Genomic DNA, 22,189 nt, shown 5'->3' with positions numbered 1-22,189 from the left:
CACCTGTCTGAAATTCAATTGAGTATCAATGCGACCATCGCGGCCAGCATGGCAATTCCAAGGCAGAGAGATCAATCGCCTGTGTAAGCCGGCCTTTGCGACGATTTTTTCCATCGGCGTCCGCGCCATTTCCGCATCCGTGGCTTTTTTGCCATCATTGATGGCGGGCGCTCGCGCAAAAGGCTGGCGCCGTTTCGGCCACCGTCCAGATGAAGGGGCGGCCTGGAAGCCGCCCCTTAGCCCGATCGCGCGGCCTCAATAGTTGCAGCTGGAGCTGCTGGTGGGATTGAAGCCGAGCTTGCAATCCATGTTCAGCGGCTTCTTCAGGTCCATCATATAGGGTGAAGCCATGGTCCCGGGCGTGCGCTCGCCGATCGAACCGGTGGCGCGCCTATCGTGCTGCAACCGGGTTGCTTCCTGGGGCTGCTTGACTGCGCCCTGCTCCGTCGCACTCGACTGGAGGGGAGCCGCTTCGGCCGAGAACGAGGAAAGGCCGAGCACTGCGCCGATGGCCGCGGCCGCCAGACCGCTCTTGAACGTGGTGATCATGATCGTCTCCTTGGGAGGATTTGAGGGAATTTACGCCGAGGAGTTAGGAAGCGGATTTGTCACATACGACCGCACCGCAACTGGGGTCACGAACATGTGAGCGGCGCCCTGGTCGGGAAAGAGGCGGCTCGTCGCCGCCTCTTCCTTTGCCGGCTCAATAGCCGTTATCGCAGGGCATGCTGCCGGGACCGATCGATCAGGAAAACGTAGGGTTGCACATTGTCGGGGCCGCCTGCCTGTTCACGGGCTGGCGGATGATCGAGCCGGTCGTGCCGGCTTCGACGCCGAAGGGGCCAGCGGATACCAATAGCCATCGGAATGGCGGCGGGTGCCTGGACGTTGCGTGGCAATGCCATCACGCGCAGCTTCCAAAACTCGTGATTGCAGGCGATCCGTCGTGACCTTACCGCGAGAAATTGTGAAAAGTCGCAATCAGGCGGAGGGCGCCGACAGGCGTTGGCAAGGAACGGAATTCTCTATGCTTAATTCGCGTATAATGCGCGGTAGCCCTGGCCGGAGAGGCAGGCGACATATTGCCGATGGGCGGCGGCGCGTGCGGTCGTTTCCGCTTCGAGCGCATCGGCCTGCGCATATCCGGTCAGCTGGGCGCGCAGCTCATATTGGCGCTTCGCCTCGTCATACATGGCATTGCCGTCGGCCATGCAGATGCCGTGTGCAACGGCCGGCGGATTGACCGGCACGCCGACGGCCAGCAGCACCGGATCGTTGGCATGGTCGATGCAGCCGGCAAGGACCGCCATCGCGGCCGCCGCGCCCAAAGCCCGAAAAATTCCCATCGCCATGCATTCCTCCGGCCGAAAGCGGTCAAACATCGTCACGCTCGCGGATACAGGAGCAAGGTTGCGCGAAGCTAGGCAGGCCGGTCAGCAGGCAATCGTTCGACTAGCTTCCGGTTTGATCTTGCGGGCTCATGAGGAATTCCCCACCAGAATCTATATAGCACTGCGGAATCCCGAAATTGGTTGCGGCATTGAAATCATTGCCTCTTCCCTCGCCCCAAGCGCTCACGAGGCGCGGCGAATTTCGGGATCCCGAAGCGGCGGGATTTCGGGATCCCGAAGTGGCGTTTTTTTCTTCCGGCCGACCCGCCCGCGTTTTTCGGCGGCAAGCTTGCGGTCGATCTCCGACCATTTCCGGCACTTCTCTGCCGTGCATCGCCGCCAGTCGTTGGTCGGCAGCGCCCCTTCATGGTCACCGACAAACGTCAGCGTGAAGAGGTTCGGATGCGCGACACCGCTGCCCGCCCGACCGCGGCGAACCTTGATAAGGCCCTTATAGTCCAGTTCGTCGAGGGCATCGGCCACATATTCGCCGGTGACGCCGTAGGAGACGAACTGCGGATGGGTCACGACCAGCCTGCCATTAGCCAGGGCGGCGTGTGCGTTGTGTTCGATGATGATGCGGAAGAAGGCGCGGCTGGCGTTGGTGCTCAGTGACGTGAACGCCGGCGATTCCAGCAGCTGGATCGTCAACCATTGCCAGCGAAGGCTGCCGTCATCGCCTCCGCTCGGCGGCGCGGTATGTTTGCGCACGAGCGAGCGCGTCTTGCCGGCACTGGTGCGGCTCCTGTCACGAGGGTTGAATTCCGCCATCAGACCCTCACCTCGGCTGCCAACCCGTCCTTGCGGGAAACAACAGAGGAACTCGTTCTTTCACGCCTGCGGAGGAAACGACCGACCCAAGCGGCGACATCGCTATTCGTTACAATATTCTTCGGCATTCAACATTCCATGGTTGCAACGACGAGCAATCTAGCGTAAGAACGTTCCATGAACTAGGAAAATAATCTTAGGCGTTTTGATGTCCCGTTCCCGTCAGACGGCGACAGGCAATTGCACACGGTGGGAGGCCAGCATGCGAAAGTTCGGCATGAGGGAGAAAGGCGCGATGATCTATGGCCAGCAGTTGCTGGCACTGGTTTCGATCTTGCTGGGAAGCACCGTCCAGGCTTTTGCCTGCGATCAGCCGATCGTGATTTCCAACTGGTCGCTCTGTGCCACCGGCAATGTCAGCGCCGAGGGCGGCGCCGCTGATTGGAAAGTCGTTCCTGCATGGACTCGCCAGAAAGCTATAAGCGCGTATTTCGGAAACGAGCCGCGGCTTTTGGCAAACCACGGTCTTTGCAATGAAAAATTCCAGCGCGTGGTCACCTGCCTGCCGGGATGGGAGATGGGCGACCCGGATGAGTGCTCTTATCTCTGCAGTGGCTATTACTCATCCGCCTACGGGAAGAAAGAAAGGGAAGACTTTGAAAGAGACTTCCCGACCGCTCAATAGTTTTCGCTTCGCTGTCTTGGGGCAGAGGATGGAGCGACTGTCGCGGTAAACTTTTCAGGGAGACGTCCAGAACACTGGCCTTTCGATGCTCGGCGAGACAGGGCGAAAGTCAGCCAACCAGCGCATCATCATCCGGACCGTCATTTTCAAGCAACCATCGGTGGATATCAGCCAGCCGAGTGATTGAATTTTTCGCCGTCGGTGAGCATGATGCAACGGGATCTATTGGTGGGGAGAGACTTGAAAAACATCGTAGGGAATTTTGGCGTCTCGATCTTTGGGATCGCGACGTTCTTACTGACCGTCATCGCGGTTGTAGCTGTTAACCAATTTACCCACTTCAATTTTTTCACCTTGAGCTTTTTTGTTGTTGTTCCAGCGGGCGCTCTCCTCTGTGGTGCTGCTGCCGCGAGCGGCTACTATTTTGGCTCGCTGTTGTTTCATACGCGGCCAACCGTGCTGATCCTAATACAGATACTTGTCGTTGCCGCAATCGCCCAGTTCGCGATCTATTATGGCGAATACAGACTGTTGGATTTAGGGAACGGGCGTATGGCGTCCGACGTCGTTAGCTTCAGTGAATATCTCGATATCTATCTCAGCCACACGAGCTTGCGGGTTGGCCGAGCAGGAACGAATACTGGCGATATCGGCGATTACGGTCGTATCTTGGCATTCATTCAATTCCTTGGTTTTGTGGTCGGCGGGGTGTCTGTCTGGCTGATGCTGCGGGTCTATCCAGTTTGCGAAAAGTGCGGTCGATATCTCCGGACCTTGGCAAAGAAGCAGCAGATTTTCTCCACGCAGGAGGACTTCACTCGCTACTACGATAACCTTTTTGAGGTGCCGGTGGACGGTCCTCACTTCGCGCAGTTGATGAAATGGCAGCCGGGCAAGGGCGATAAAATCGTTAAGGGAACGATTCAGACTCAAACGACTCTGCGGGGCTGCCCGAACTGCCACACACAGCGCATCTCCCAGGAGGTGAAAGTTTGTGGTGACAAGGAATTTCGTGATGTTCCTCAGTTAACAAGGCATATCCGCATTCCAGACGGGATAGACCTTAAACCAGTCGTGAAAGCCGTTTGATGACAGGGCATACGACAATGGTAGTCTAATAGACTGAGAAAGTTGATGTTTCTCGTCAACTTGGGAGAAAATGGCGCACCCGAAGAGATTCGAACTCCTGACCCCCAGATTCGTAGTCTGGTGCTCTATCCAGCTGAGCTACGGGTGCGTGGCAGAAGCGGCGGTACCGCTTGCGTGGGCGATCCTCTAAAGGGTCCTTTCGGACAATGCAAGAGCATTTCTGAAAAAATCGCGCGTTTGCCTGTTGGCGGCCGCGGCAGCTGAAATTCCCTCACTTCTCGCTGTGCGTCCGGTTGCGGTAATCGTCCAGTGAAACCGGGCGATCGGGGATTTCGATGCGGAACTGGGTGCCGACCGTCGGTTTTTCCACAAGCGCGATGGTGCCGCCATGGGCGAGCACCAGCTCGCGGGCAATGGTGAGGCCAAGGCCGGTGCCGCCGGAACGGGCCGAACCGCGGAAGGCGGCAAAGAGGTTCTGGCGCGCCTTCAGCGGCATGCCGGGGCCGGTATCGTCCACTGTGATGCTGACGACGCTGCCGACGCGCTGGGCGGAAACGGTGATGCGCCTGATAATGCCGGGGCTGCCCTCGCCCGGCGAAGTCAGCGCCTGCAGCGCGTTGCGGCAGAGATTGTGGATGACCCGGAAAAGCTGCTCGCCGTCGGCATCGACCTCGAGATCGGCAGCGAACTGTTCGACAAACTCGATGCCGCTTTGCGGATCAATCGCCAGCATATCCTTGACGTCCTGCGTCAGTCCCAGCAGCCGAACAAGGCGGCGGCGCGGCGCCGATTCGCTCGCCTTGCCGTAGGACAGTACCTCCGTCGTATAACCGACCGCGCGGTCGATGGTGCGCAACAGCTTGGGCGCGAAGCTCTTGACCATCGGATCATCGACATCGACGAGCCGGTCCGACATCAGCTGCGCGGAAGCCAGGATATTGCGCATATCGTGATTGATCTTGGACACGGCGAGGCCAAGAGCGGCAAGGTTCTTCTGCTGCTTCAGCGTCTTCTGCAGCTCCATCTGCATCGAGGTGAGGTTGCGGCCGGCCACCGCCAGCTCGTCACGGCCACCGTCACCGATATAGATATGGGCCGGATTCTCGGGATCGGAGGAGAATTGCTGCATGCTGCCGGTCAGCCGGCGAATCGGGCCGATGAGAATGCGATTGATTGCAAAGAAGATCAGCGTCGCGGTGAAGAGCGAGATCAGCACCGACAGCAGCAGCACGTTGCGGGAATAAGCAAACATCGCCGTACGCAGCGGCCGGTCCTTCATGACAACCTCGACGCCGACCTTGTTTTCGCCGACCGGGCCATAGACGCGGATCATCCTGCTGCCGCCGAAGATCAGGGTGTCGAGCGCGTCGCGGATCGCCGTCAGCGGCGGCACGTCGGTGAGGTCGTAGGATTCGTCGACCGAGGTCGGCATGTCTGTTGTCGCCAGCAGCCGCGAGGTGCCTTCCTTGCGCAGCACGATCGCCTTGGTGCCGGTCGCTTCCAGCGTTTCCTTCTGCAGGGCGCGCGGCAGCTCGATCGGCTGCAGCCCGTCGATGACGATGGCGGCGGCGGCGGCCGTGTTCAGCCTGTCCTGCAGCCAGCGCATCCGCATGCTGGCGACCGAGGGAAAGAAAATCAGGATCTCGGCGAGCATGATGAAGACGACGGTGAGCCAGAGCAGCTTGCCCGAAAGCCCGCCGAACAAGCCGGACGGGCACCGCCCCTTGGCAGCCTCGCCGGCCGCCGGGATGTCAGCCGAAGGATCTTTGCCCTGGTCTCGAACCGGCATGGTCTTCTCGCCCGATCGGCAGCGCTCGCCGCCCTCACCGTTGGGTTCTTATATTAGACCAAGATGCTCCGCTTTCAAATCTTTGCGAGCAGCGTCATGTCGCCACAAAGAAGCGCGCATCCGAGAGGAGTGAACGACCGGGCGGAAAAACTAACGCCGCCCGGAGGCGGCGTTAAAAGGCACCTGATCAGTGGGGATCAGAACTCTTCCCAGCTCTGCTCGGCTGCGGCCGCCGCATTGCCGCCTCCGAAGGCGCGGGCGACCTTGGCGATCGCCCGGCGGGCGGGTGAGGCGACCGGCTGCCTGTGCGGCTCGTTGCGGACGAGCGCCGCGGGTGCTGGCCCGTCCGACAGCTTGAAGCGGGCGATGAGATGCACCAGCCCGTTGGCTTCGGCCGAAAGCCGGTGGGTGGCGGCGGAGGTTTCCTCCACCATCGCGGCGTTCTGCTGCGTCACCTGATCCATCTGATTGACGGCGGTGTTGACCTCCTTGAGGCCGGTCGACTGCTCGACCGCGGCGGTGGCGATCGAATGGATATGGTCGTTGATCGCGATGACGCGGGTGCCGATTTCCGAAAGCGCCTCGCCGGTCGCCTGGACGAGCTTGACGCCGACCTGGACCTCGTCACCCGACTTGGTGATCAGCGCCTTGATGTCCTTGGCGGCCGTCGCCGAACGCTGGGCGAGTTCACGCACTTCCTGGGCGACCACGGCAAAACCCTTGCCGGCCTCACCGGCGCGGGCCGCTTCGACACCGGCATTCAGCGCCAGAAGATTGGTCTGGAAGGCGATCTCATCGATGACGTTGATGATCTGACTGATCTCGCGCGAGGCCTGCTCGATGCGGCCCATGGCTTCGACGGCATTGCGCACGACGACGCCGGAGCGGCCGGCATTTTCCTTGGCTTCCGACACCATGACGGTGGCTTCATGCGCCCGCTCGGTGGAGTTCTGGACGACGGCGGTGATCTGATCGAGCGCGGCGGAGGTCTGCTCGAGGGCGGCGGCCTGCTGCTCGGTGCGCTTCGACAGGTCGTCGCTGGCATTGCGCAGCTCGGCGGTGTTGCCGTTCATCGCTTCCGTCGTCTCGCGCACTTCACGCATCGTCGCCTGCAGCGTAACCAAGCTGTTGTTGACGTTCTGCTGCAACTCGGCGAAGGCGCCCTGGAAGCTGCCCTTCATCGTCTGGGTGAGATCGCCTTCGGCAAGGCTTGCGATGACGCGGCGGGTCTCGCCGATGCCGGCGTCGACGCTCGACAGCAGCGTGTTAATGTTGCCGGCGAACTGGTTGAGATTTTCGTCCTGATAATCCTTGTCGATGCGGTGGCTGAAATCGCCGGCCGCGGCCGCGGCCACGACGACGGACATGCTCGACTGCAGGTCGTCGCTCTTGGCGCGCATCGCCGCCTCCTGAGCGTTCAGGCGCTTGACGGCCAGGCCGTTCTCCTTGAAGACGGCGACGGCGGCGGCCATCTCGCCGATTTCGTCCTTGCGGCCGGCAAAGGGAACCTCGGCGTCGAAGTTGCCGTCGGCAACCTCCTTGATCGCGTGGGTGACACGCTTGATCGGACGGCTGAGATGGCTGGTGCCGATATAAAAGCCCATGCCAACGCCGGCCGCGATGCCGATGCCGGTGATGCCGAGGACGAGCATCAGCACCCAGGAACGGAAGCTCTCGATCTCATCATTGACCGCCTGAAGCGCTGCCTTGTCTGTGGCGACCACCGCGTCGATCTCGGCCTGGAACGCCTTGCGATTGGCGCGGTTGGCCTCATTGTTGCCCTGGGCGCTGGCAGCCTCGGGGCCGACTTCGGTGCCGAGCCGAGCCGTTTCCGTGCGGAAGGTGCGGAATTCGGCGGCGCGCGCGACCAGCTTGGCGAAATTGTCCTTTTCGCCCTCGGGCACGAGCGGCGCCCAGCCGGCAATGACCTTGTCGATTTCGTCGAGGCCGGCCATCAGACCCTTGGCGAAGTTCGGCGTATCCTTGATCGATTTTGCGGCATAGATGCCGCGCGATTCCATGACAACGGCGGTGACGAAACGGTTGAGGCGTTCGCCGGCATAGGCGCGGGCGGCGGCGTGCTCGTAAGCCGTCAGATTGCGGCTGTATTCACGCATGGCGGATATTGCTGTTGCGCCGATCAGAAGCGCTACCGCGCCCATCACGCAAACCAGCAGATTAATTTTCCCGCGGATCTTCAATGCAATGCCTCCTAGCTACACCACAGCCTGGAAACAACTCCCCCAGCCGATGCGCTGAATATCAGCGAAATTGATTAAAGTTAGATTTCTAATATTTACGATTAAGAGTACAGAACATTGCCGATCCGACCCTCGCCCTTTCATTCAAGCCGTTGAAATTTCGGGCGATCGACCCGATGCGGCGCCAAAATACAACTTCTCGGCGCGGGTCGAATTTATTAACACCACAATGCGAAAACCGCGCTCGCCGATGGCCGCGCAAGTCAAATGAGCCGATATAATTGACTTTGCCGGGCTTCATCCGTATAAGCCGCGGCACGTCCGGTCACTCAAGCCTTTCATGGCCCGCCCGTTCGAAAAACAACGCTCCTTGCATCATGCAAATTCAAGAAGGGCCGCACTCCGCGGTGTTTAAATAAATGAAGCGTACCTACCAACCATCCAAGCTTGTTCGCAAGCGTCGCCACGGCTTCCGTGCGCGCATGTCCACGAAGGGTGGCCGCAAGGTCATCGCTGCCCGCCGCGCGCAGGGCCGCAAGCGTCTTTCGGCTTAAGGCCGGATTGCCCGAGAAGAGATGGCGGGCGAAGTGACGACCAGTGAGAAGAAACACACTGTCGGGCGGCTGAGAAGCCGCCCGCAGTTTCTTGCCGTGCGCGAGGGCGAAAAACGCCGGGGAGGTCTCTTCCTTCTCGAAATCCTCGATCGGAAGGACCCCGACAGCCAAGCGCGTGTCGGTTTTACAGTCACCAAAAAACATGGCAACGCGGTCGAGCGGAACCGCATGCGCCGCCGCCTGAAAGAGGCGGTGCGGCTTCATGCGGGGTTTGCAATGAAGCCCGGACACGACTATGTGGTTGTCGCGCGCAGGGACGTGCTTGACGCGTCCTTCCAGGAATTGGCCGCGGAATTGAAATCCCGCGTGGAAACCAGGCCGAAACACCGGCGCCCCGGAGACGGACGCCCCAGGAACCTATGATGGAAAACAACCGCAATTACTTCATTGCGATCGCTCTCTCGGTGCTGATCGTCCTCGGCTGGCAGTTTCTCTATATGAATCCGCGGATCGAAGCCCAGCGCAAGGCGCAGGAAGCCCAGAAGGCGCAACAGCAGACCGAGCAGACGCAGCAGCCCGCGGCAGGCGGCCAGGCGCCGGCCCAGACGAGCGGCGCAGCCCCGTCCGGCCAGGCGGCCGCGACCGCGACGCGCGAGCAGGCGCTCGAAAAGACCCCGCGCATCGCCATCGATACCGCTGCGCTTTCCGGCTCGATCAACCTTGCCGGCGCCCGGCTCGACGACCTGAAGCTCAAGGGCTATCACGAAACCGTCGATGACTCGAGCCCGACCATCACGCTGTTCAGCCCGGCCGAAACCAAGGATGGTTACTTCACCGAGCTCGGCTATATCGGCAGCGACACGACGGGTGCAGTCCCCGGTCCGTCGACGCTATGGACGGCTCCGGAGGGCGCCAAGCTCACCGAGAAGACGCCGGTGACGCTCTCCTATACCAATGACAAGGGCCTGACCTTCACCCGCACGATTTCCGTCGACGAGCGCTACATGTTCACCGTCGCCGACAAGATCGAAAATACCGGCCAGGCGCCCGCCGCGCTTTCCTCCTACGGCCGCGTGATGCGCTACAACAAGCCGACGACGCCGTCCGTCTACGTGTTGCACGAAGGTTTTATCGGCGTCATCGGCGACGACGGCCTCATCGAAAGCAAATATAGCGCCGTCGAGAAAGAAGCCGTGTCGCCGGCGAAATCCGCCGGCGGCTGGCTCGGCATTACCGACAAATATTGGGCGGCGACGATCGTTCCGCCGCAGAGCTCTGCCTATGAGGCGAAATTCTCGTATTTTTCCGACGGTCAGCCGCGCTATCAGGCAGACTACAAGAACGATGCCTTCAGCGTTGCGCCCGGCCAGTCGATCGAGCTCAAGAACCTCGTCTTTGCCGGCGCCAAGGAAGTGCCCGTCATTGACGGCTACGAGGCCTCCTATTCGATCCCGAAGTTTGACCGGCTGATCGACTGGGGCTGGTTTTATTTCATCACCAAGCCGATGTTCAAGCTGATGGACTTCTTCTATCGCTTCTTCGGCAATTTCGGCGTGGCGATCCTCTGCACCACGATCGTCGTCAAGGCGCTGTTTTTCCCGCTCGCCAGCAAGCAGTACGCCTCGATGGCGAACATGAAGCGCATGCAGCCGAAGATGGAAGAGCTGAAGGCGAAATTCGGCGACGACCGCATGGGGCTGCAGCAGGCGATGATGCAGCTCTACAAGGATGAGAAGATCAACCCGATCGCCGGCTGCTGGCCGGTGGCGCTGCAGATCCCGATCTTCTTCTCGCTCTACAAGGTGATCTATATCACCATCGAGATGCGGCACGCGCCTTTCTTCGGCTGGATCAAGGACCTTTCGGCGCCCGATCCGACGACGATTGTCAACCTGTTCGGCCTGCTGCCCTTCGAGGCGCCGACCTTCCTGCATCTCGGCGTCTGGCCACTGATCATGGGGGTCACCATGTTCCTGCAGATGCGCATGAACCCGACGCCGCCGGATCCGACGCAGGCGATGATCTTCAACTGGATGCCGCTGGTGTTCATGTTCATGCTGGCGAGCTTCCCGGCCGGCCTCGTCATCTACTGGGCCTGGAACAACACGCTCTCGGTGATCCAGCAATCGGTGATCATGAAGCGCCACGGCGTGAAGATCGAACTCTTCGACAATCTGAGGGGTCTGTTCCGACGAAAGACGGCGCCGTCGAAATGATGCCCACAAGCCCCGCTCCGGCGGGGCTTTTCATTTCCGGTCATCCGCGGGGCAAGGCGTGGGCCGCCTGAAAGCTTGACATCCGCCCGTAAAACCACGAAGCCGACAGAAGACCGAACCCTAGGATTGCCGAGCCCCGCATGCCTGAAACCGAAAAGCCGCTCTTCGGCCACCCCTGGATCTTCATCCGCGGCGTCCCGTCGCTCAACTTCCTGCCGCCGGAAGGACCGCCTGAAGTCGCCTTCGCCGGACGCTCGAATGTCGGCAAGTCGTCGTTGATCAATGCGCTGGTCAGCCAGAAGGGCCTGGCGCGCACGTCGAACACGCCGGGGCGCACGCAGGAGCTCAACTATTTCGTGCCGGACGGATATTCCGGCGAGGCGGGCGACCTGCCGCCGATGGCGATCGTCGATATGCCGGGCTATGGCTATGCGCAGGCGCCGAAGGAGCAGGTCGACAAGTGGACCAAACTCGTTTTCGATTATCTGCGCGGCCGCGCGACTCTGAAGCGCGTCTACGTGCTGATCGACAGCCGTCACGGCATCAAGAAGAACGATGATGACGTGCTTGATCTGCTCGACAAGGCTGCTGTTTCCTACCAGCTGGTGCTGACAAAAACGGACAAGATCAAGGCGCCGGCCGTTCCCAAGCTGCTTGCCGAGACGGCGGATAAGATACGCAAACGCCCGGCCGCCTATCCCTATCTGCTGTCCACCTCGTCCGAAAAGGGCGACGGGCTCGACGAGCTGCGCCAGGCGATTGCCGAAACGGTCGGCATTGCAAACTGGAAATAACCAGCCAACCTGTATTGTACTCGCCGAAACAGCTAAAAGTTTATTTTCCCGTCAAGCAGAAAAACTAAAGGTTGACGGGGCTGAATAGGTAACCTATATAGTGCTTATCGAATTTTGCTTGCTGGCTTGGTTATCGCGCGATTAGCACCGCGGCCTGAACGAACTTCCTTCCAAAAATCGTTACCACCATCCGCATCGCCTTCACGCCTTGCGGTTTCTCAATATTGCTATGAAAGGGTTCATCATGACCACTGGCACAGTTAAATGGTTCAACTCCACCAAGGGCTTCGGGTTCATTCAGCCCGACAATGGCGGTGCTGACGCCTTCGTCCATATCTCCGCCGTCGAACGCGCCGGAATGCGCGAACTCGTCGAGGGTCAGAAGATCGGCTTCGATCTCGAGCGAGACCACAAGTCGGGCAAAATGTCCGCTTGCAATCTCCAGAAGGCCTAAATCGGTATCTGCTTCCCTTTGACCACGGATGTACTGGCACTGCCGGAAGCACCGATTTACTCAAGGCCGGGCAATCTGCCTGGCCTTTTTGTTTTCGCTCGCACTCGAGCCCTTCAATATTGGAGAAGAAATGACAGAAACATACAGCAAATCGCGCCAGCGGGCGGAAATCGCCTTCGGCAACATCCAGTCCCAGTTTTTCGCGAAGAATAAGGCCATGGAAGAGCTGGAATCCCACGCCCAATCGCAACACGCAAAGACGCTGCGGTTGCGGGAAGCACGGCTTGCGAAGCAACGCGACGATCGCGCCTCGGCAATGTCTGTTCTCCTTGCGAAACGCGCCAAAGCCTGCTGATCACCGGCAAAAGATCGCGGCCGAGCCCTAGGCAGGTTGCCCGGAGACATGCGGAGCTGCGCCGAATATTTTCTCGCGCGCGAACCCACCGCATCCCCCTATCCGACGCAACTTCAGGAGGAAGTATTGGCGGGTTCAAAGAGGCGGCAACAGGACGGGCAGAGCCGTGCTGACAGTTCACTCATACCAAAGGACGCCGCAATGGCAGAGGATACGAAGGAACTTCAGTCGATCAATACAGCATGGCAGATCGCCATCCAGGAGATTTTGCGCATGGTCATTCGAGACATGTATCATGGCGGCGGCGAGGCGTCATTCAAGTCCCATATCAAGCGCATAGAAGAAGCAGCGGTGGACAGTATTTATACGGATTTGCGGCTTCGCGGGACGGATGAGTGGACGGAAGTTCTGGTCAAAGAAAGGGCCAGCAATTTTGTCACGACGCTGCTGACCTCGTTCACTTATGACCGGGCGTAAGCTCGCGACTGACGCTGACGAATGACCTTGCGCCCAACAGAGGTCTGCCGACCAGTCACGTCGACCGTCGCGTTCACGGCAGCTTGTGCAGACCATCGAGATCTCCGACAGTTGCCGCATTTGAACACCGGCTGTTTAGTCGTGCGACATCGATTGTACTTGCGCCAAGAAAGCTTTTGAAGCAACGCTTGATCTCATGCTGTTGAAGAGCAGCGGCGTCCGCGAGAAATCATCCATGACTGACAGCAAAGACGAACCCCTTTCGCCAGAAGGCGTCGGCAACCTTCCTCATCTTGCCGAAGCCCTCGACGATGACCGGTTTCGACACTTTCTCGACCATGTCCCGTTTGCAGTGGCGGTCTCCGAGCTCGGCACCTTTGAGAAGCTAGTTTATGTAAACCTCGAATTCGAACGGCTGACAGCGCTGACCGCCACACAGGTGGAGGGAAAACGTTGGTCGGACATCGAGGTGAATTGCACTGCAGTCTCCGGCGAGACAACGCTTACAGCCGCTGTGACTACGGCGGAGGAATATATTGGCGCCTTCTCGCTCGCAGCAGAAAACAATGTGATTATCGACGTTTGGTCGAACACGATCGTCAACGACGATGACGTCCCGCTTTTCCGTCTGGTCGCCTTCGCTGCCCGCAATGAGGTGACGGATGGCCAGAGCTTCAGTGAGCTGCTGGCCGAGAAGGATGTCCTTCTGCGAGAACTTCAGCATCGCGTGAAGAACAATCTGCAGATGATCACGGCGCTGATCCGAATGGAGGCGCGTAATGCTCAAAAGAACGAGGAGAGCGAACGGTTTGCACGACTTGCAGGGCGGATCGAAGCCTTGGCTCTGCTCTATCGCGCGCTCTCGGACGAAGAGAAGGGCGCGATGATCGATCTCGGCAGCTATGTGAGCCAGATCGCGGCGTCGGTCATGGCCGCCCACGCAGTGGAAGGCATCCGGCTCGACATGAAGGTGGATACCTGGCCGGTTTCCGTGAATGTGGCGATGCCTGCCGGACTCGTTGTCAACGAGCTCCTGACCAATACATTCAAGCATGCCTTCGTAGGGCGCGATGGCGGAGAGATCACGCTGCGCTGTGTCGTCAGCGACACCGGATGCAGGATTACCGTCGCCGATAATGGCGTCGGCCTTCCTGAGGATGTGTCTTGGCCGAACCCAGGAAAACTGAGCGCTATGATCATCCAGTCCCTGAAACAGAACGCCCATGCCGAGGTCGAAGTCAGCTCTTCCCCCGGCACCGGCATGAGTGTCTCGCTCGTTTTCCCAAGGATCGAAGCGGCCCAATAGCCAGGTCAGCGGCGCCGCGCCCCGTTCACGCAAAGGCTCGACGCTGGGCGCCGTTTGCAGTTGCTTTGGGCGCGCCCGAAGAGCGCGCCCTCTGCCGATACAAACTTACATCTTCGGCAGCAGCACCTTGTCAACGACATGGATGACGCCGTTCGACTGCTTGACGTCGGCGATGATTACATGGGCAATGTCGCCGTTTTCGTCGGTCAGCGTGATCTTGCCCATGCTCTCCCTGGCTTTGATCACACAGCCGCCGACGGTCTTGATGTCGTGCTCGCGGCCATCATCCTTGATCATCTTGGCAACGGTTTTGGCCATAGCGTCCGCGGCCACCACGTGGCAGGTCAGAACCTTGGTCAGCGTCGCCTTGTTTTCCGGCTTCAGCAACTTATCGACGGTGCCCTTGGGCAGGGCGGCGAAGGCCTCGTTGGTCGGCGCAAAGACCGTAAAAGGCCCTTTGCTCTCAAGCGTGCCGATGAGACCGGCCGCCTTGACGGCGGCGACAAGGGTCGTGTGATCCTTGGAATTCATGGCGTTCTCGATAATGTTCTTGCTTTCGAACATTGCAGCGCCGCCGACGACCGGGTTCTTCGCCGCGGCAAAGGCGACAGCGGACAGGGCGGCGGCAAGTGCAAAGCCGCGCAATAAGGACTTGATGATGATCTTCTCCTCTGGCCGGATATTCTTCGCCGGCATCATGCCTGAGCGTCGTCCGGGCAATGCCAACTACGAAGTGATGCGCCGAAGAGTTTCAGAGGAGAGAAACTGATTATGGCTGGCGTACGGTGCCGCTCGCAATCACCGGACCGGTCACCTGCCCGCTCGGCGAGCCGCCGAAAGGCTCGAGGCTGACGGCAAGCGTTGCGCCATCGGCGACATTGTTGCGCAGATCGGCCGGAATGACGAGTTCGCCGCTTTCGCCGGGCTGGAAAATGCCGAGCGATTTCGGGGCGCCGCTGCCTGGCACCAGCCAGAGCTCCAGCGATTTCTCCTCCGGCTTGCCGGCGGCGACCGGCACGATCTTCAGCCGGCCGCTCTGGATCTCGTAGGAGGCGCGGAGATTGATCGCGTTGCTTTGACCCGCAAGATCGGCCACCAGCGGTGCCGGGCCCTGCGGCTGCGGCACAAGGCCGGAGGCGAAGATGACGGCACTGACGGCGACGACGATGCAGGCGAACGCCAATGAGCGCCAGAAGACCGCCGAATTCCACAGCCCCTGCGAAAAGGATGTGGATTTTACGGCATCGCCGAACAGCCGAGACTCGATCTGCTTGAAGGTTTCCCGGCTCGGCGCGACGCCGTCATATTCGTCGTTGAAGGCGGAGAGGTTGGTTTCCCAACGGCTGACGATCGCCGCAAATATCCGATCGTGGCGCATGCGCTCTTCGACCACCCGGCGATCCTGCAGTGATAGGACGCCCAAAACATATTCACCGGCGAGGACCTCGTCGCGGGAGCGGTTTCCCTTGCTTTTATCGGGCGATGTCATCGTTCCATGCACTCTCTCAGTTTCAAGAGGCTGCGCCTGAGCCAGGTCCGCATCGTGTTCAGCGGAACGCCGAACTGATCCGCCAGTTCCTGATAGCTCAGCCCTTCGACATAAGCCCGTTTCACGGCGACCGCACGATCAGCTTCCAACTCTTCCATGCAGGTGTCAATCCGCCTTCCGTCATCCTTCGTCACCGCCTGTCTTTCCGGGTCGGGCGCGGCATCGGCAAGATCGTAAGCGCTGTCGAGTTCGTCGGCGACGGGCTTGCGCGCGCGCAACAGATCGATCGACCGGTTGCGGGCAATTGCCGAAAGCCATGCCGAGGATGAGCCCGAGGCCGCCTGGAAGCTGCGGGCGCGTTGCCAGATGCTGATATAGACCTCCTGCAGGGCCTCCTCGGCCTCCGTGCGGTCGTTCAAGATACGCAGGCAGATTGCAAAAAGTTTCGGTGCGGTCTGGCTGTAGAGGGCGGCGAAGGCCGTGCGGTCGCCCGAGCGCCACGCGGCCGATCAGCTCCTTAATCTCATCGCCTTGCATGCCGTTCCCCATATCGTGCTTCGCTCAGCCGGCCGGTCCAACTCCTCCGGCTCAGTGCCACATACGAAAAACTATTGCGGTCTGGATTATTCCCTCTGTCAGAAACTTGCGATAAAAGGCCGCGATCAATTCTGCGGGGTTCCCATGAACGAGTCCGAAAGCGAAATCCAGGCACGTCTTCTCGCCCAGGCGCTGCCTTTCATGCAGCGTTATGAAAACAAGACGATCGTGGTGAAGTACGGCGGCCATGCGATGGGCAATCCCGAGCTCGGCAAGGCCTTTGCCAGCGACATCGCGCTTTTAAAGCAGTCGGGTGTCAACCCGATCGTCGTTCACGGCGGCGGCCCGCAGATCGGCGCCATGCTGACCAAGATGGGCATCGAATCGAAATTCGAAGGCGGGCTTCGCGTCACCGACCAGAAGACGGTCGAGATTGTCGAGATGGTGCTCGCCGGCTCGATCAACAAGGAGATCGTCGCGCTGATCAACCAGACCGGCGAATGGGCGATCGGCCTTTGCGGCAAGGACGGCAACATGGTCTTCGCCGAAAAGGCGCGCAAGACCATCAAAGATCCGGATTCCAACATCGAGCGGGTGCTTGATCTCGGCTTCGTCGGCGAAGTGGTCGAGGTCGACCGCACGCTGCTCGACCTGCTCGCCCGCTCCGAGATGATCCCGGTCATAGCCCCGGTCGCCCCCGGCCGCGACGGCGCCACCTACAATATCAACGCCGACACTTTCGCCGGCGCCATTGCCGGCGCGCTGAACGCCACCCGCCTGCTGTTTTTGACCGACGTTCCCGGCGTGCTCGACAAGAAGGGTCAGCTCATCAAGGAACTTTCCGTTGCCGAAGCGCATGCGCTGATCGCCGACGGCACGATCTCGGGCGGCATGATCCCCAAGGTCGAGACCTGTATCGATGCGATCAAGGCCGGCGTGCAGGGCGTCGTCATCCTGAACGGCAAGACCGCCCATTCCGTCCTGCTCGAGATCTTCACCGAGCACGGCATCGGAACGCTGATCGTTCCCTGATCAAGGGCTGCGCTCTTCACCACACGAAGGGCGCGTCCTCTCACGCCGAATATTTCCCGGTTTTCCCACAGGTTGGGAGAGATGCCCCGAGTCGCCTCAGGGTAATTCTTTCCGACGCGCACGCGCCTGGCTTTCCTTCTTGAGCGGTCGGCCGACCGGGCAGACCTCCTGCACGAAGCCGTTGAGCGTATTGACGAGATTGTTCTCGATCAGGGAATAGTGGACGAACTGGCCCTGTTTCTCCCGTCTGATCAGCCCCGCCGTTTCCAAGATAGAAAGATGCTGCGAAACCGCTGGCTTTGAGATGCTGAAGCGCTCGGCGATCTCGCCGGCGGTTAGCCCCGATGCCGAGAGGTAAGCGAGGATCTTCCGCCGCGGCGCACTGGAAAGCGCGTGGAACACCCGCTGGGCGGCGCCGACCGAGCTGCCTTCTGAAAGGTCGTCGAAATTCTCGTCTTCCAAGTTCCGTCTCCATGCCTGCGACACGAAAGCATCGCTGCGCTTAAGCAATTAACGTATTGCTTAATTATTTTCATTGGCGCAAAGTAATTAGATAATTGCTTAATTAATTGAATGGCGGGCGCTGTTCAACTGGAGAATACGCCCGAGGGGAGGAGTTTTGCCATGCGCAGCATTTCCACCGGACGCATGATCGACGACAGCAGTGATTCCGTGAAGGGCAGCGTGGTCTGGGTGCCCGCAAAATCGATCTGGATAACCACCATGACCGTGGTTGCCGTGGTGGGCGGACCACTGACCTTCAGCTGGAGCGCTGTTATCGTCTTCGTTCTATCGACCGCTATCACGATCTGCCTTGGTCATTCGGTCGGCATGCACCGGCTGCTGATTCACCGTTCCTTCAGCGCTCCGCTCTGGCTCGAGCACCTGCTCGTCTATCTCGGCACGCTGGTCGGCATGGCCGGCCCGTTCGGCATGATCTACGCCCACGATATTCGCGACTGGGCGCAACGGCAGCGAGACTGCCATGACCTCTATGCCCATCGGCGATCGTTCTTCGTCGATGCCTTATGGCAGATGCATTGCGCCGTGGCGCTCGACGAACCGCCACGATTCGTCGTTGAAGAGCGCGCGCGGCACGACCGCTTCTACCGCCTCCTGGAGGCGACGTGGATGGCGCAGCAAATTCCCTTGGCACTGCTGCTCTTCAGTCTCGGCGGGCTGCCGTGGCTGGTGTGGGGGATTGCCGTCAGGATCTCGGTATCGCTGACCGGCCACTGGCTGGTCGGTCATTTCGCCCATCGCAACGGCCATCAAGGCTGGAGCGTCGATGACGTCGCTGTGCAGGGATACAATCTGCCGCGTTTCGGGCTGGTGACCTTCGGCGAGAGCTTCCACGGCAACCATCACGCCTTTCCGGAATCGGCGCGGCTCGGTATCGAGCCGGGACAGCTGGACCTCGGCTGGCATTTCATCCGGCTGCTGGCAGGGCTCGGCCTTGCTTCGGCGATCAAGCTCCCGCACACGATCGTACCGAGGGATGGGTTGAGACGCGTTGAAGTCTCCGGAGACACTGGTGAGGATCATCCTGTTGGTCAGCGTTGAGGGGTACCACTGAATATAGCACGGCATTCAAGAGAGCCTCACCCTGAGGTGCCCCGGAGGGGCCTCGAAGGGCGGGGCGGGTGCAGTGGCGGTCGATGCAGGCAAGGAGCGATGCCGCGGCGTGTCCTTCGAGGCTTCGCCCTGCGGGCTACGCACCTCAGGATGAGGGATGTCGGAGGATGCCGCGCCGAGGCAGAGGCGGAGAGAGACGGCAGCCTATGGATGAGGTGCGTTCGAGGACGCCGCGGATCATTATCCTCCTGCAAACCCACCAAGCCGCAATATCCACGCGACAGGTCGCAAATCGCACGATCTAGACTTGGCAAGATTTCGAATCGTGCTTTAGGTTGCGCCCCGAGAACTTAACGGGTCGAGCAAACAGATGCGCCTTACAGACTGCTATAATTTTCACGATTTCCGGCGCATGGCCAAACGACGGCTTCCCGGGCCGATCTTCGATTATATCGATGGTGCGGCCGATGACGAGGTGACCTATCGGCGCAATACCGCGGCCTTCGAGGCTTGCGATCTGGTGCCCAATGTTTTGCGCGGGGTGGCCGAGGTCGACATGTCGGTGACGGTCATGGGGCAGAAGCTGGCCATGCCTGTCTATTGCTCGCCGACGGCGCTGCAGCGGCTCTTCCATCATCAGGGGGAGCGGGCGGTCGCGGCGGCGGCGGCCAAACACGGCACGATGTTCGGCGTCTCGTCGCTCGGAACTATCAGCCTGGAGGAAGCCCGCCAGATCAGCGCTGGACCGCAAGTCTATCAGTTCTATTTCCACAAGGATCGCGGCCTCAATCACGAGATGATGGCGCGAGCGAAAAATGCCGGCGTGCAGGCGATGATGCTGACGGTCGACAGCATCACCGGCGGCAATCGCGAGCGCGACAAGCGCACCGGCTTTGCCATTCCCTTCAAGCTCAATCTCGCCGGCATGATGCAGTTTGCGATCAAGCCCTCCTGGGCGATCGACTGGATGACGCATGAAGCTTTCCGGCTGCCGCAGCTCGAAAACCATGTGAAGATGGACGGCGGGGCGCTGTCGATCAGCCGCTACTTCACCGAGATGCTCGACCCCTCGATGTCGTGGGACGACGTGGCCGAGATGGTGCAGGCCTGGGGCGGGCAATTCTGCCTGAAGGGCATCATGTCGGTGGAGGACGCCAAGCGCGCGGTCGAGATCGGCTGCACCGGCATCGTATTGTCCAATCATGGCGGCCGCCAGCTCGACGGTTCCCGCAGCGCCTTCGATCAGCTGGCCGAGATCGTCGATGCGGTCGGCGATCGGATCGACGTGATGATGGATGGCGGCGTGCAGCGCGGCACGCATGTTCTCAAAGCGCTGTCGCTGGGGGCAAAGGCCGTCGGGCTCGGACGCTACTATCTCTTCCCGCTGGCCGCTGCCGGACAGCCCGGCGTCGAACGGGCGCTGGAGAACATACGCACCGAGATCGAACGCGACATGAAACTGATGGGCTGCACCTCGGTCGACCAGCTGACGCGGCGCAATCTGCGCTTCCGTTCCTGAGCGGAGCAGGATGTCATCGCGGGCCGCAGCTTTCATACGGATGCGGCCCGCAAGCTATTGGCCTTAGAGCAGGCTATAAATCGCCGCGGCCTCCTGCCTCAGCTTTTCCATCATCGACCGGTAAGGCCCCGGGCCATAGCTGATGCGGCCGACCCCGAGCTTTGCCAATGTTTTCACGTCAGGCGCGCCTGCCCGCATCATCACGTTGACGGGAAGCGACGAGGCCGCGCAGATCTTTTCGATCAAGGCGGGATCGATCAGGCCAGGAACGAAGAAGCCGCTGCCGCCGGCCGCGGCATAGGCCCCGCCCCGCTCGATCGCCTCGTCCACCAGGCCGGCATGTTTTGAAAGATCGCTCTCGGCGAGGAAAAGGTCGGTGCGGGCGTTGATGAAGAAGGGCATGCCTTTACCGTCGGCGATGGCGCGAATGGCGCGGATGCGCGCCGCCTGGCTCTCGATGGGATAGAGCCCCTCGCCCGCAACCACCCGATCCTCGAAATTGATGCCAATGGCGCCGACCTCGATGAGCTTGGCGACATTGGCGGCCGCACCCTGAGGATCGGCCGAATAAGCGCCTTCGAAATCGACCGAAAGCGGCAGGTCGACGGCATCGGTGATGGATTTCGCCGTCTCCACCAGCACCGACATCGGCAGCTTCTCCCCGTCGGCAAAACCATGAGCTGCGGCAACCGACCAGCTTCCGGTGGCAAGCGCCTTGGCGCCGGCATCGGCAACGGCCTTCGCCGTACCCGCATCCCAGATATTGTAGAGTACGATCGGGTCGCCTTTCCGGTGAAGCGCGCCGAATGCCTTGGCCTTTTCAGTCTGATTCATGCTGTCTCCTCCATCCTTGTTTCTGTGCCGATCTTTTCCTCATGGCGCAGCAGCCATTGTTTGCGCCAGAGGCCGCCGCCGTAACCGGTCAGAGAACCATCGGCGCCGAGGATGCGATGACAGGGCACGACGATGGCAAGCTGGTTGGCGCCATTGGCGCGGCCGACCGCCCGCACCACCTCCGGCCTCTCCATCTCCCTGGCGAGATCGCCATAGGCGCGCGTCTGCCCGAGGGGGATTTCCATCAGCCTTGCCCAGACATGTTTTTCGAAGGGCGTGCCGCCTAGGGCCAGGGGCGTCTTGAAAACGGTCAGCCGGCCTTCGAAATAATCGCGGATCTCCGCCTCGATCTGATCGATCGCCGGGGTGCGGCCGATCGCGACGGAGGAGCGGACACGCTTCTGCAGCGCTTCGAGTTCGCTCAGTAGCGCCTTGCGATCGTGAAATTCGAGAAGGTGCAGATGCGTCTTGTCAGCAACCGCGATCATCGGCCCGAGCGGGGTGTCGAACCAATCGGCAAAGAGCAGTTCGCGGTTCTGCGAAAGCGCCGGCGCCTTGCCGACGAGCCGCTGGAATGCCGCGCGAAAGCCGCTTGGCGTTTCGTATCCGGCGTCGATCTGCGCATCGATGACACGCGCCCCGGCGGCGAGCTGCCTGGCCGCTTCGCCGAGCCTGATGTAACGGACGATATCATGGAAGGTCATGCCGAGCGCCCGCTTGAAGGCGCGGCGCACGGTCGAGGGATCATGGCCGCGGCGAACGAGCTCGTCTTCGCTCCAGCGGACCTCCGGCTCCTCCTCGAGCCGGGCGAGCAAGGCGTCGACGATCGGCTCCCGGCCCGGCTGCTCCAGTGGCCTGCAGCGCCGGCAGGGGCGAAAACCGGAATGCATGCAGGCGGCGATCGTCTCGAAGAAAAGCGTGTTTTCCCGCTTCGGCTTGCGCGCTGGGCAGGTCAGCCGGCAGAAGACTCCGGTCGTCTTGACGCAGACATAGGCCTGGCCCTCATAATCGGCGCTGCGCGCGATCAGGGCATCATAGAGCGTATCGTCATCGGGGCGTTCGAACAGCATTTCCGCTTTCTAGCACCCCGCGCCGGCTGCGTCCGCCGAAAATCAGGCGGC

23 protein-coding genes, 1 tRNA gene and 2 pseudogenes are annotated in these 22,189 nt (G+C 60.6%); 13 read left to right on the top strand and 13 right to left on the bottom strand.

Going from position 1 to position 22,189, the window contains the following annotated elements:
* Positions 1-255: 255 nt before the first annotated feature.
* The 4 genes and pseudogenes from RHE_RS02270 to RHE_RS02255 form a co-directional block, all read right to left on the bottom strand.
* Positions 256-549 (bottom strand): hypothetical protein, encoded by a 294-nt coding sequence (locus tag RHE_RS02270; RefSeq protein ID WP_011423825.1) that lies wholly within the window; start codon positions 547-549, stop codon positions 256-258.
* 196 nt (positions 550-745) lie between these two features.
* Positions 746-903, bottom strand: a pseudogene (locus tag RHE_RS31365) (cell surface protein); the annotation flags it as partial.
* 128 nt (positions 904-1,031) lie between these two features.
* Complete coding sequence (locus tag RHE_RS02260) at positions 1,032-1,352, bottom strand: hypothetical protein (RefSeq protein ID WP_011423824.1); 321 nt, start codon at positions 1,350-1,352, stop codon at positions 1,032-1,034.
* A 222-nt stretch (positions 1,353-1,574) separates the two neighbouring features.
* Positions 1,575-2,162: a hypothetical protein gene (locus RHE_RS02255; protein WP_011423823.1), complete on the bottom strand. Its 588-nt coding sequence runs from the start codon at positions 2,160-2,162 to the stop codon at positions 1,575-1,577.
* Between the two features lie 262 nt (positions 2,163-2,424).
* Here RHE_RS02255 and RHE_RS02250 point away from each other — a divergent pair, with 262 nt between their 5' ends.
* Both RHE_RS02250 and RHE_RS02245 read left to right on the top strand, forming a co-directional pair.
* A complete protein-coding gene (locus tag RHE_RS02250) occupies positions 2,425-2,847 on the top strand; it encodes a hypothetical protein (protein ID WP_011423822.1) in 423 nt (140 codons plus the stop codon).
* Between the two features lie 240 nt (positions 2,848-3,087).
* The gene (locus tag RHE_RS02245; RefSeq protein ID WP_166486886.1) at positions 3,088-3,936 is read left to right on the top strand and encodes a hypothetical protein; all 849 of its coding nucleotides are present in this window, start codon (positions 3,088-3,090) and stop codon (positions 3,934-3,936) included.
* Positions 3,937-4,007: 71 nt separating this feature from the next.
* On the opposite strand, the gene RHE_RS02240 is transcribed toward RHE_RS02245, so the two are convergent.
* The 3 genes from RHE_RS02240 to RHE_RS02230 all read right to left on the bottom strand — a co-directional run bounded on the left by RHE_RS02240 (position 4,008) and on the right by RHE_RS02230 (position 7,926).
* Positions 4,008-4,084: transfer RNA gene (locus RHE_RS02240), tRNA-Arg, on the bottom strand.
* Between the two features lie 123 nt (positions 4,085-4,207).
* Positions 4,208-5,725: an ATP-binding protein gene (locus RHE_RS02235; protein ID WP_011423820.1), complete on the bottom strand. Its 1,518-nt coding sequence runs from the start codon at positions 5,723-5,725 to the stop codon at positions 4,208-4,210.
* 197 nt (positions 5,726-5,922) lie between these two features.
* Positions 5,923-7,926: a methyl-accepting chemotaxis protein gene (locus RHE_RS02230; RefSeq protein WP_011423819.1), complete on the bottom strand. Its 2,004-nt coding sequence runs from the start codon at positions 7,924-7,926 to the stop codon at positions 5,923-5,925.
* 419 nt (positions 7,927-8,345) lie between these two features.
* Between RHE_RS02230 and rpmH the strand changes: the two genes are divergently transcribed.
* The 8 genes from rpmH (at position 8,346) to RHE_RS02190 (ending at position 14,082) form a co-directional block, all read left to right on the top strand.
* The gene (gene rpmH / locus RHE_RS02225) at positions 8,346-8,480 is read left to right on the top strand and encodes a 50S ribosomal protein L34 (RefSeq protein WP_008524438.1); all 135 of its coding nucleotides are present in this window, start codon (positions 8,346-8,348) and stop codon (positions 8,478-8,480) included.
* A 21-nt stretch (positions 8,481-8,501) separates the two neighbouring features.
* Entirely contained in the window at positions 8,502-8,903 is a 402-nt protein-coding gene (rnpA, locus tag RHE_RS02220) for a ribonuclease P protein component (RefSeq protein WP_011423818.1), read from the top strand.
* Complete coding sequence (gene yidC, locus RHE_RS02215) at positions 8,903-10,696, top strand: membrane protein insertase YidC (protein WP_011423817.1); 1,794 nt, start codon at positions 8,903-8,905, stop codon at positions 10,694-10,696. The genes rnpA and yidC overlap by 1 nt, the downstream gene beginning before the upstream one ends.
* Positions 10,697-10,836: 140 nt before the next feature.
* A complete protein-coding gene (gene yihA / locus RHE_RS02210) occupies positions 10,837-11,490 on the top strand; it encodes a ribosome biogenesis GTP-binding protein YihA/YsxC (protein WP_011423816.1) in 654 nt (217 codons plus the stop codon).
* Positions 11,491-11,734: 244 nt separating this feature from the next.
* Positions 11,735-11,944 carry a cold-shock protein gene (locus tag RHE_RS02205; RefSeq protein WP_016737600.1) on the top strand — a complete coding sequence of 70 codons (210 nt, stop codon included), beginning with the start codon at positions 11,735-11,737 and terminating at the stop codon, positions 11,942-11,944.
* 130 nt (positions 11,945-12,074) lie between these two features.
* Complete coding sequence (locus RHE_RS02200; RefSeq protein ID WP_011423815.1) at positions 12,075-12,299, top strand: hypothetical protein; 225 nt, start codon at positions 12,075-12,077, stop codon at positions 12,297-12,299.
* Between the two features lie 201 nt (positions 12,300-12,500).
* On the top strand, positions 12,501-12,776 hold the full coding sequence (locus RHE_RS02195) for a hypothetical protein (RefSeq protein ID WP_020920256.1): 276 nt from the start codon (positions 12,501-12,503) through the stop codon (positions 12,774-12,776).
* A gap of 235 nt (positions 12,777-13,011) precedes the next feature.
* Entirely contained in the window at positions 13,012-14,082 is a 1,071-nt protein-coding gene (locus tag RHE_RS02190) for a sensor histidine kinase (RefSeq protein WP_011423813.1), read from the top strand.
* 105 nt (positions 14,083-14,187) lie between these two features.
* Here RHE_RS02190 and RHE_RS02185 read toward each other — a convergent pair whose 3' ends face one another.
* The 3 genes and pseudogenes from RHE_RS02185 to RHE_RS02175 form a co-directional block, all read right to left on the bottom strand.
* Positions 14,188-14,742, bottom strand: coding sequence for a fasciclin domain-containing protein (locus tag RHE_RS02185; protein ID WP_042119152.1), 555 nt, complete (start codon positions 14,740-14,742; stop codon positions 14,188-14,190).
* A 109-nt stretch (positions 14,743-14,851) separates the two neighbouring features.
* Positions 14,852-15,571 (bottom strand): anti-sigma factor, encoded by a 720-nt coding sequence (locus RHE_RS02180; RefSeq protein WP_011423811.1) that lies wholly within the window; start codon positions 15,569-15,571, stop codon positions 14,852-14,854.
* Positions 15,568-16,108: pseudogene (locus RHE_RS02175) on the bottom strand (sigma-70 family RNA polymerase sigma factor). The gene RHE_RS02180 and the pseudogene RHE_RS02175 overlap by 4 nt, the downstream one beginning before the upstream one ends.
* Before the next feature lie 144 nt (positions 16,109-16,252).
* On the opposite strand from RHE_RS02175, the gene argB reads away from it, so the two are divergent.
* Positions 16,253-17,140 carry an acetylglutamate kinase gene (gene argB / locus RHE_RS02170; protein ID WP_011423809.1) on the top strand — a complete coding sequence of 296 codons (888 nt, stop codon included), beginning with the start codon at positions 16,253-16,255 and terminating at the stop codon, positions 17,138-17,140.
* 96 nt (positions 17,141-17,236) lie between these two features.
* On the opposite strand, the gene RHE_RS02165 is transcribed toward argB, so the two are convergent.
* On the bottom strand, positions 17,237-17,602 hold the full coding sequence (locus RHE_RS02165; RefSeq protein ID WP_042117808.1) for a metalloregulator ArsR/SmtB family transcription factor: 366 nt from the start codon (positions 17,600-17,602) through the stop codon (positions 17,237-17,239).
* A 162-nt stretch (positions 17,603-17,764) separates the two neighbouring features.
* Here RHE_RS02165 and RHE_RS02160 point away from each other — a divergent pair, with 162 nt between their 5' ends.
* Together RHE_RS02160 and RHE_RS02155 are read left to right on the top strand one after the other, a co-directional pair.
* Positions 17,765-18,703, top strand: a complete 939-nt coding sequence (locus RHE_RS02160; RefSeq protein WP_011423807.1) for an acyl-CoA desaturase — start codon at positions 17,765-17,767, stop codon at positions 18,701-18,703.
* Positions 18,704-19,085: 382 nt separating this feature from the next.
* On the top strand, positions 19,086-20,234 hold the full coding sequence (locus RHE_RS02155; protein ID WP_011423806.1) for an alpha-hydroxy acid oxidase: 1,149 nt from the start codon (positions 19,086-19,088) through the stop codon (positions 20,232-20,234).
* A 63-nt stretch (positions 20,235-20,297) separates the two neighbouring features.
* On the opposite strand, the gene RHE_RS02150 is transcribed toward RHE_RS02155, so the two are convergent.
* Together RHE_RS02150 and RHE_RS02145 are read right to left on the bottom strand one after the other, a co-directional pair.
* Entirely contained in the window at positions 20,298-21,068 is a 771-nt protein-coding gene (locus RHE_RS02150; protein WP_011423805.1) for an isocitrate lyase/PEP mutase family protein, read from the bottom strand.
* Positions 21,065-22,138, bottom strand: coding sequence for a bifunctional transcriptional activator/DNA repair enzyme AdaA (locus RHE_RS02145; protein ID WP_011423804.1), 1,074 nt, complete (start codon positions 22,136-22,138; stop codon positions 21,065-21,067). Before RHE_RS02145 ends, RHE_RS02150 begins: the two co-directional genes overlap by 4 nt.
* Positions 22,139-22,189 lie beyond the last annotated feature (51 nt).

Origin of the sequence: Rhizobium etli CFN 42 (genome assembly GCF_000092045.1) — a bacterium.
GTDB lineage: Bacteria > Pseudomonadota > Alphaproteobacteria > Rhizobiales > Rhizobiaceae > Rhizobium > Rhizobium etli.
This window is presented reverse-complemented; position numbering and strand designations above follow the sequence as displayed.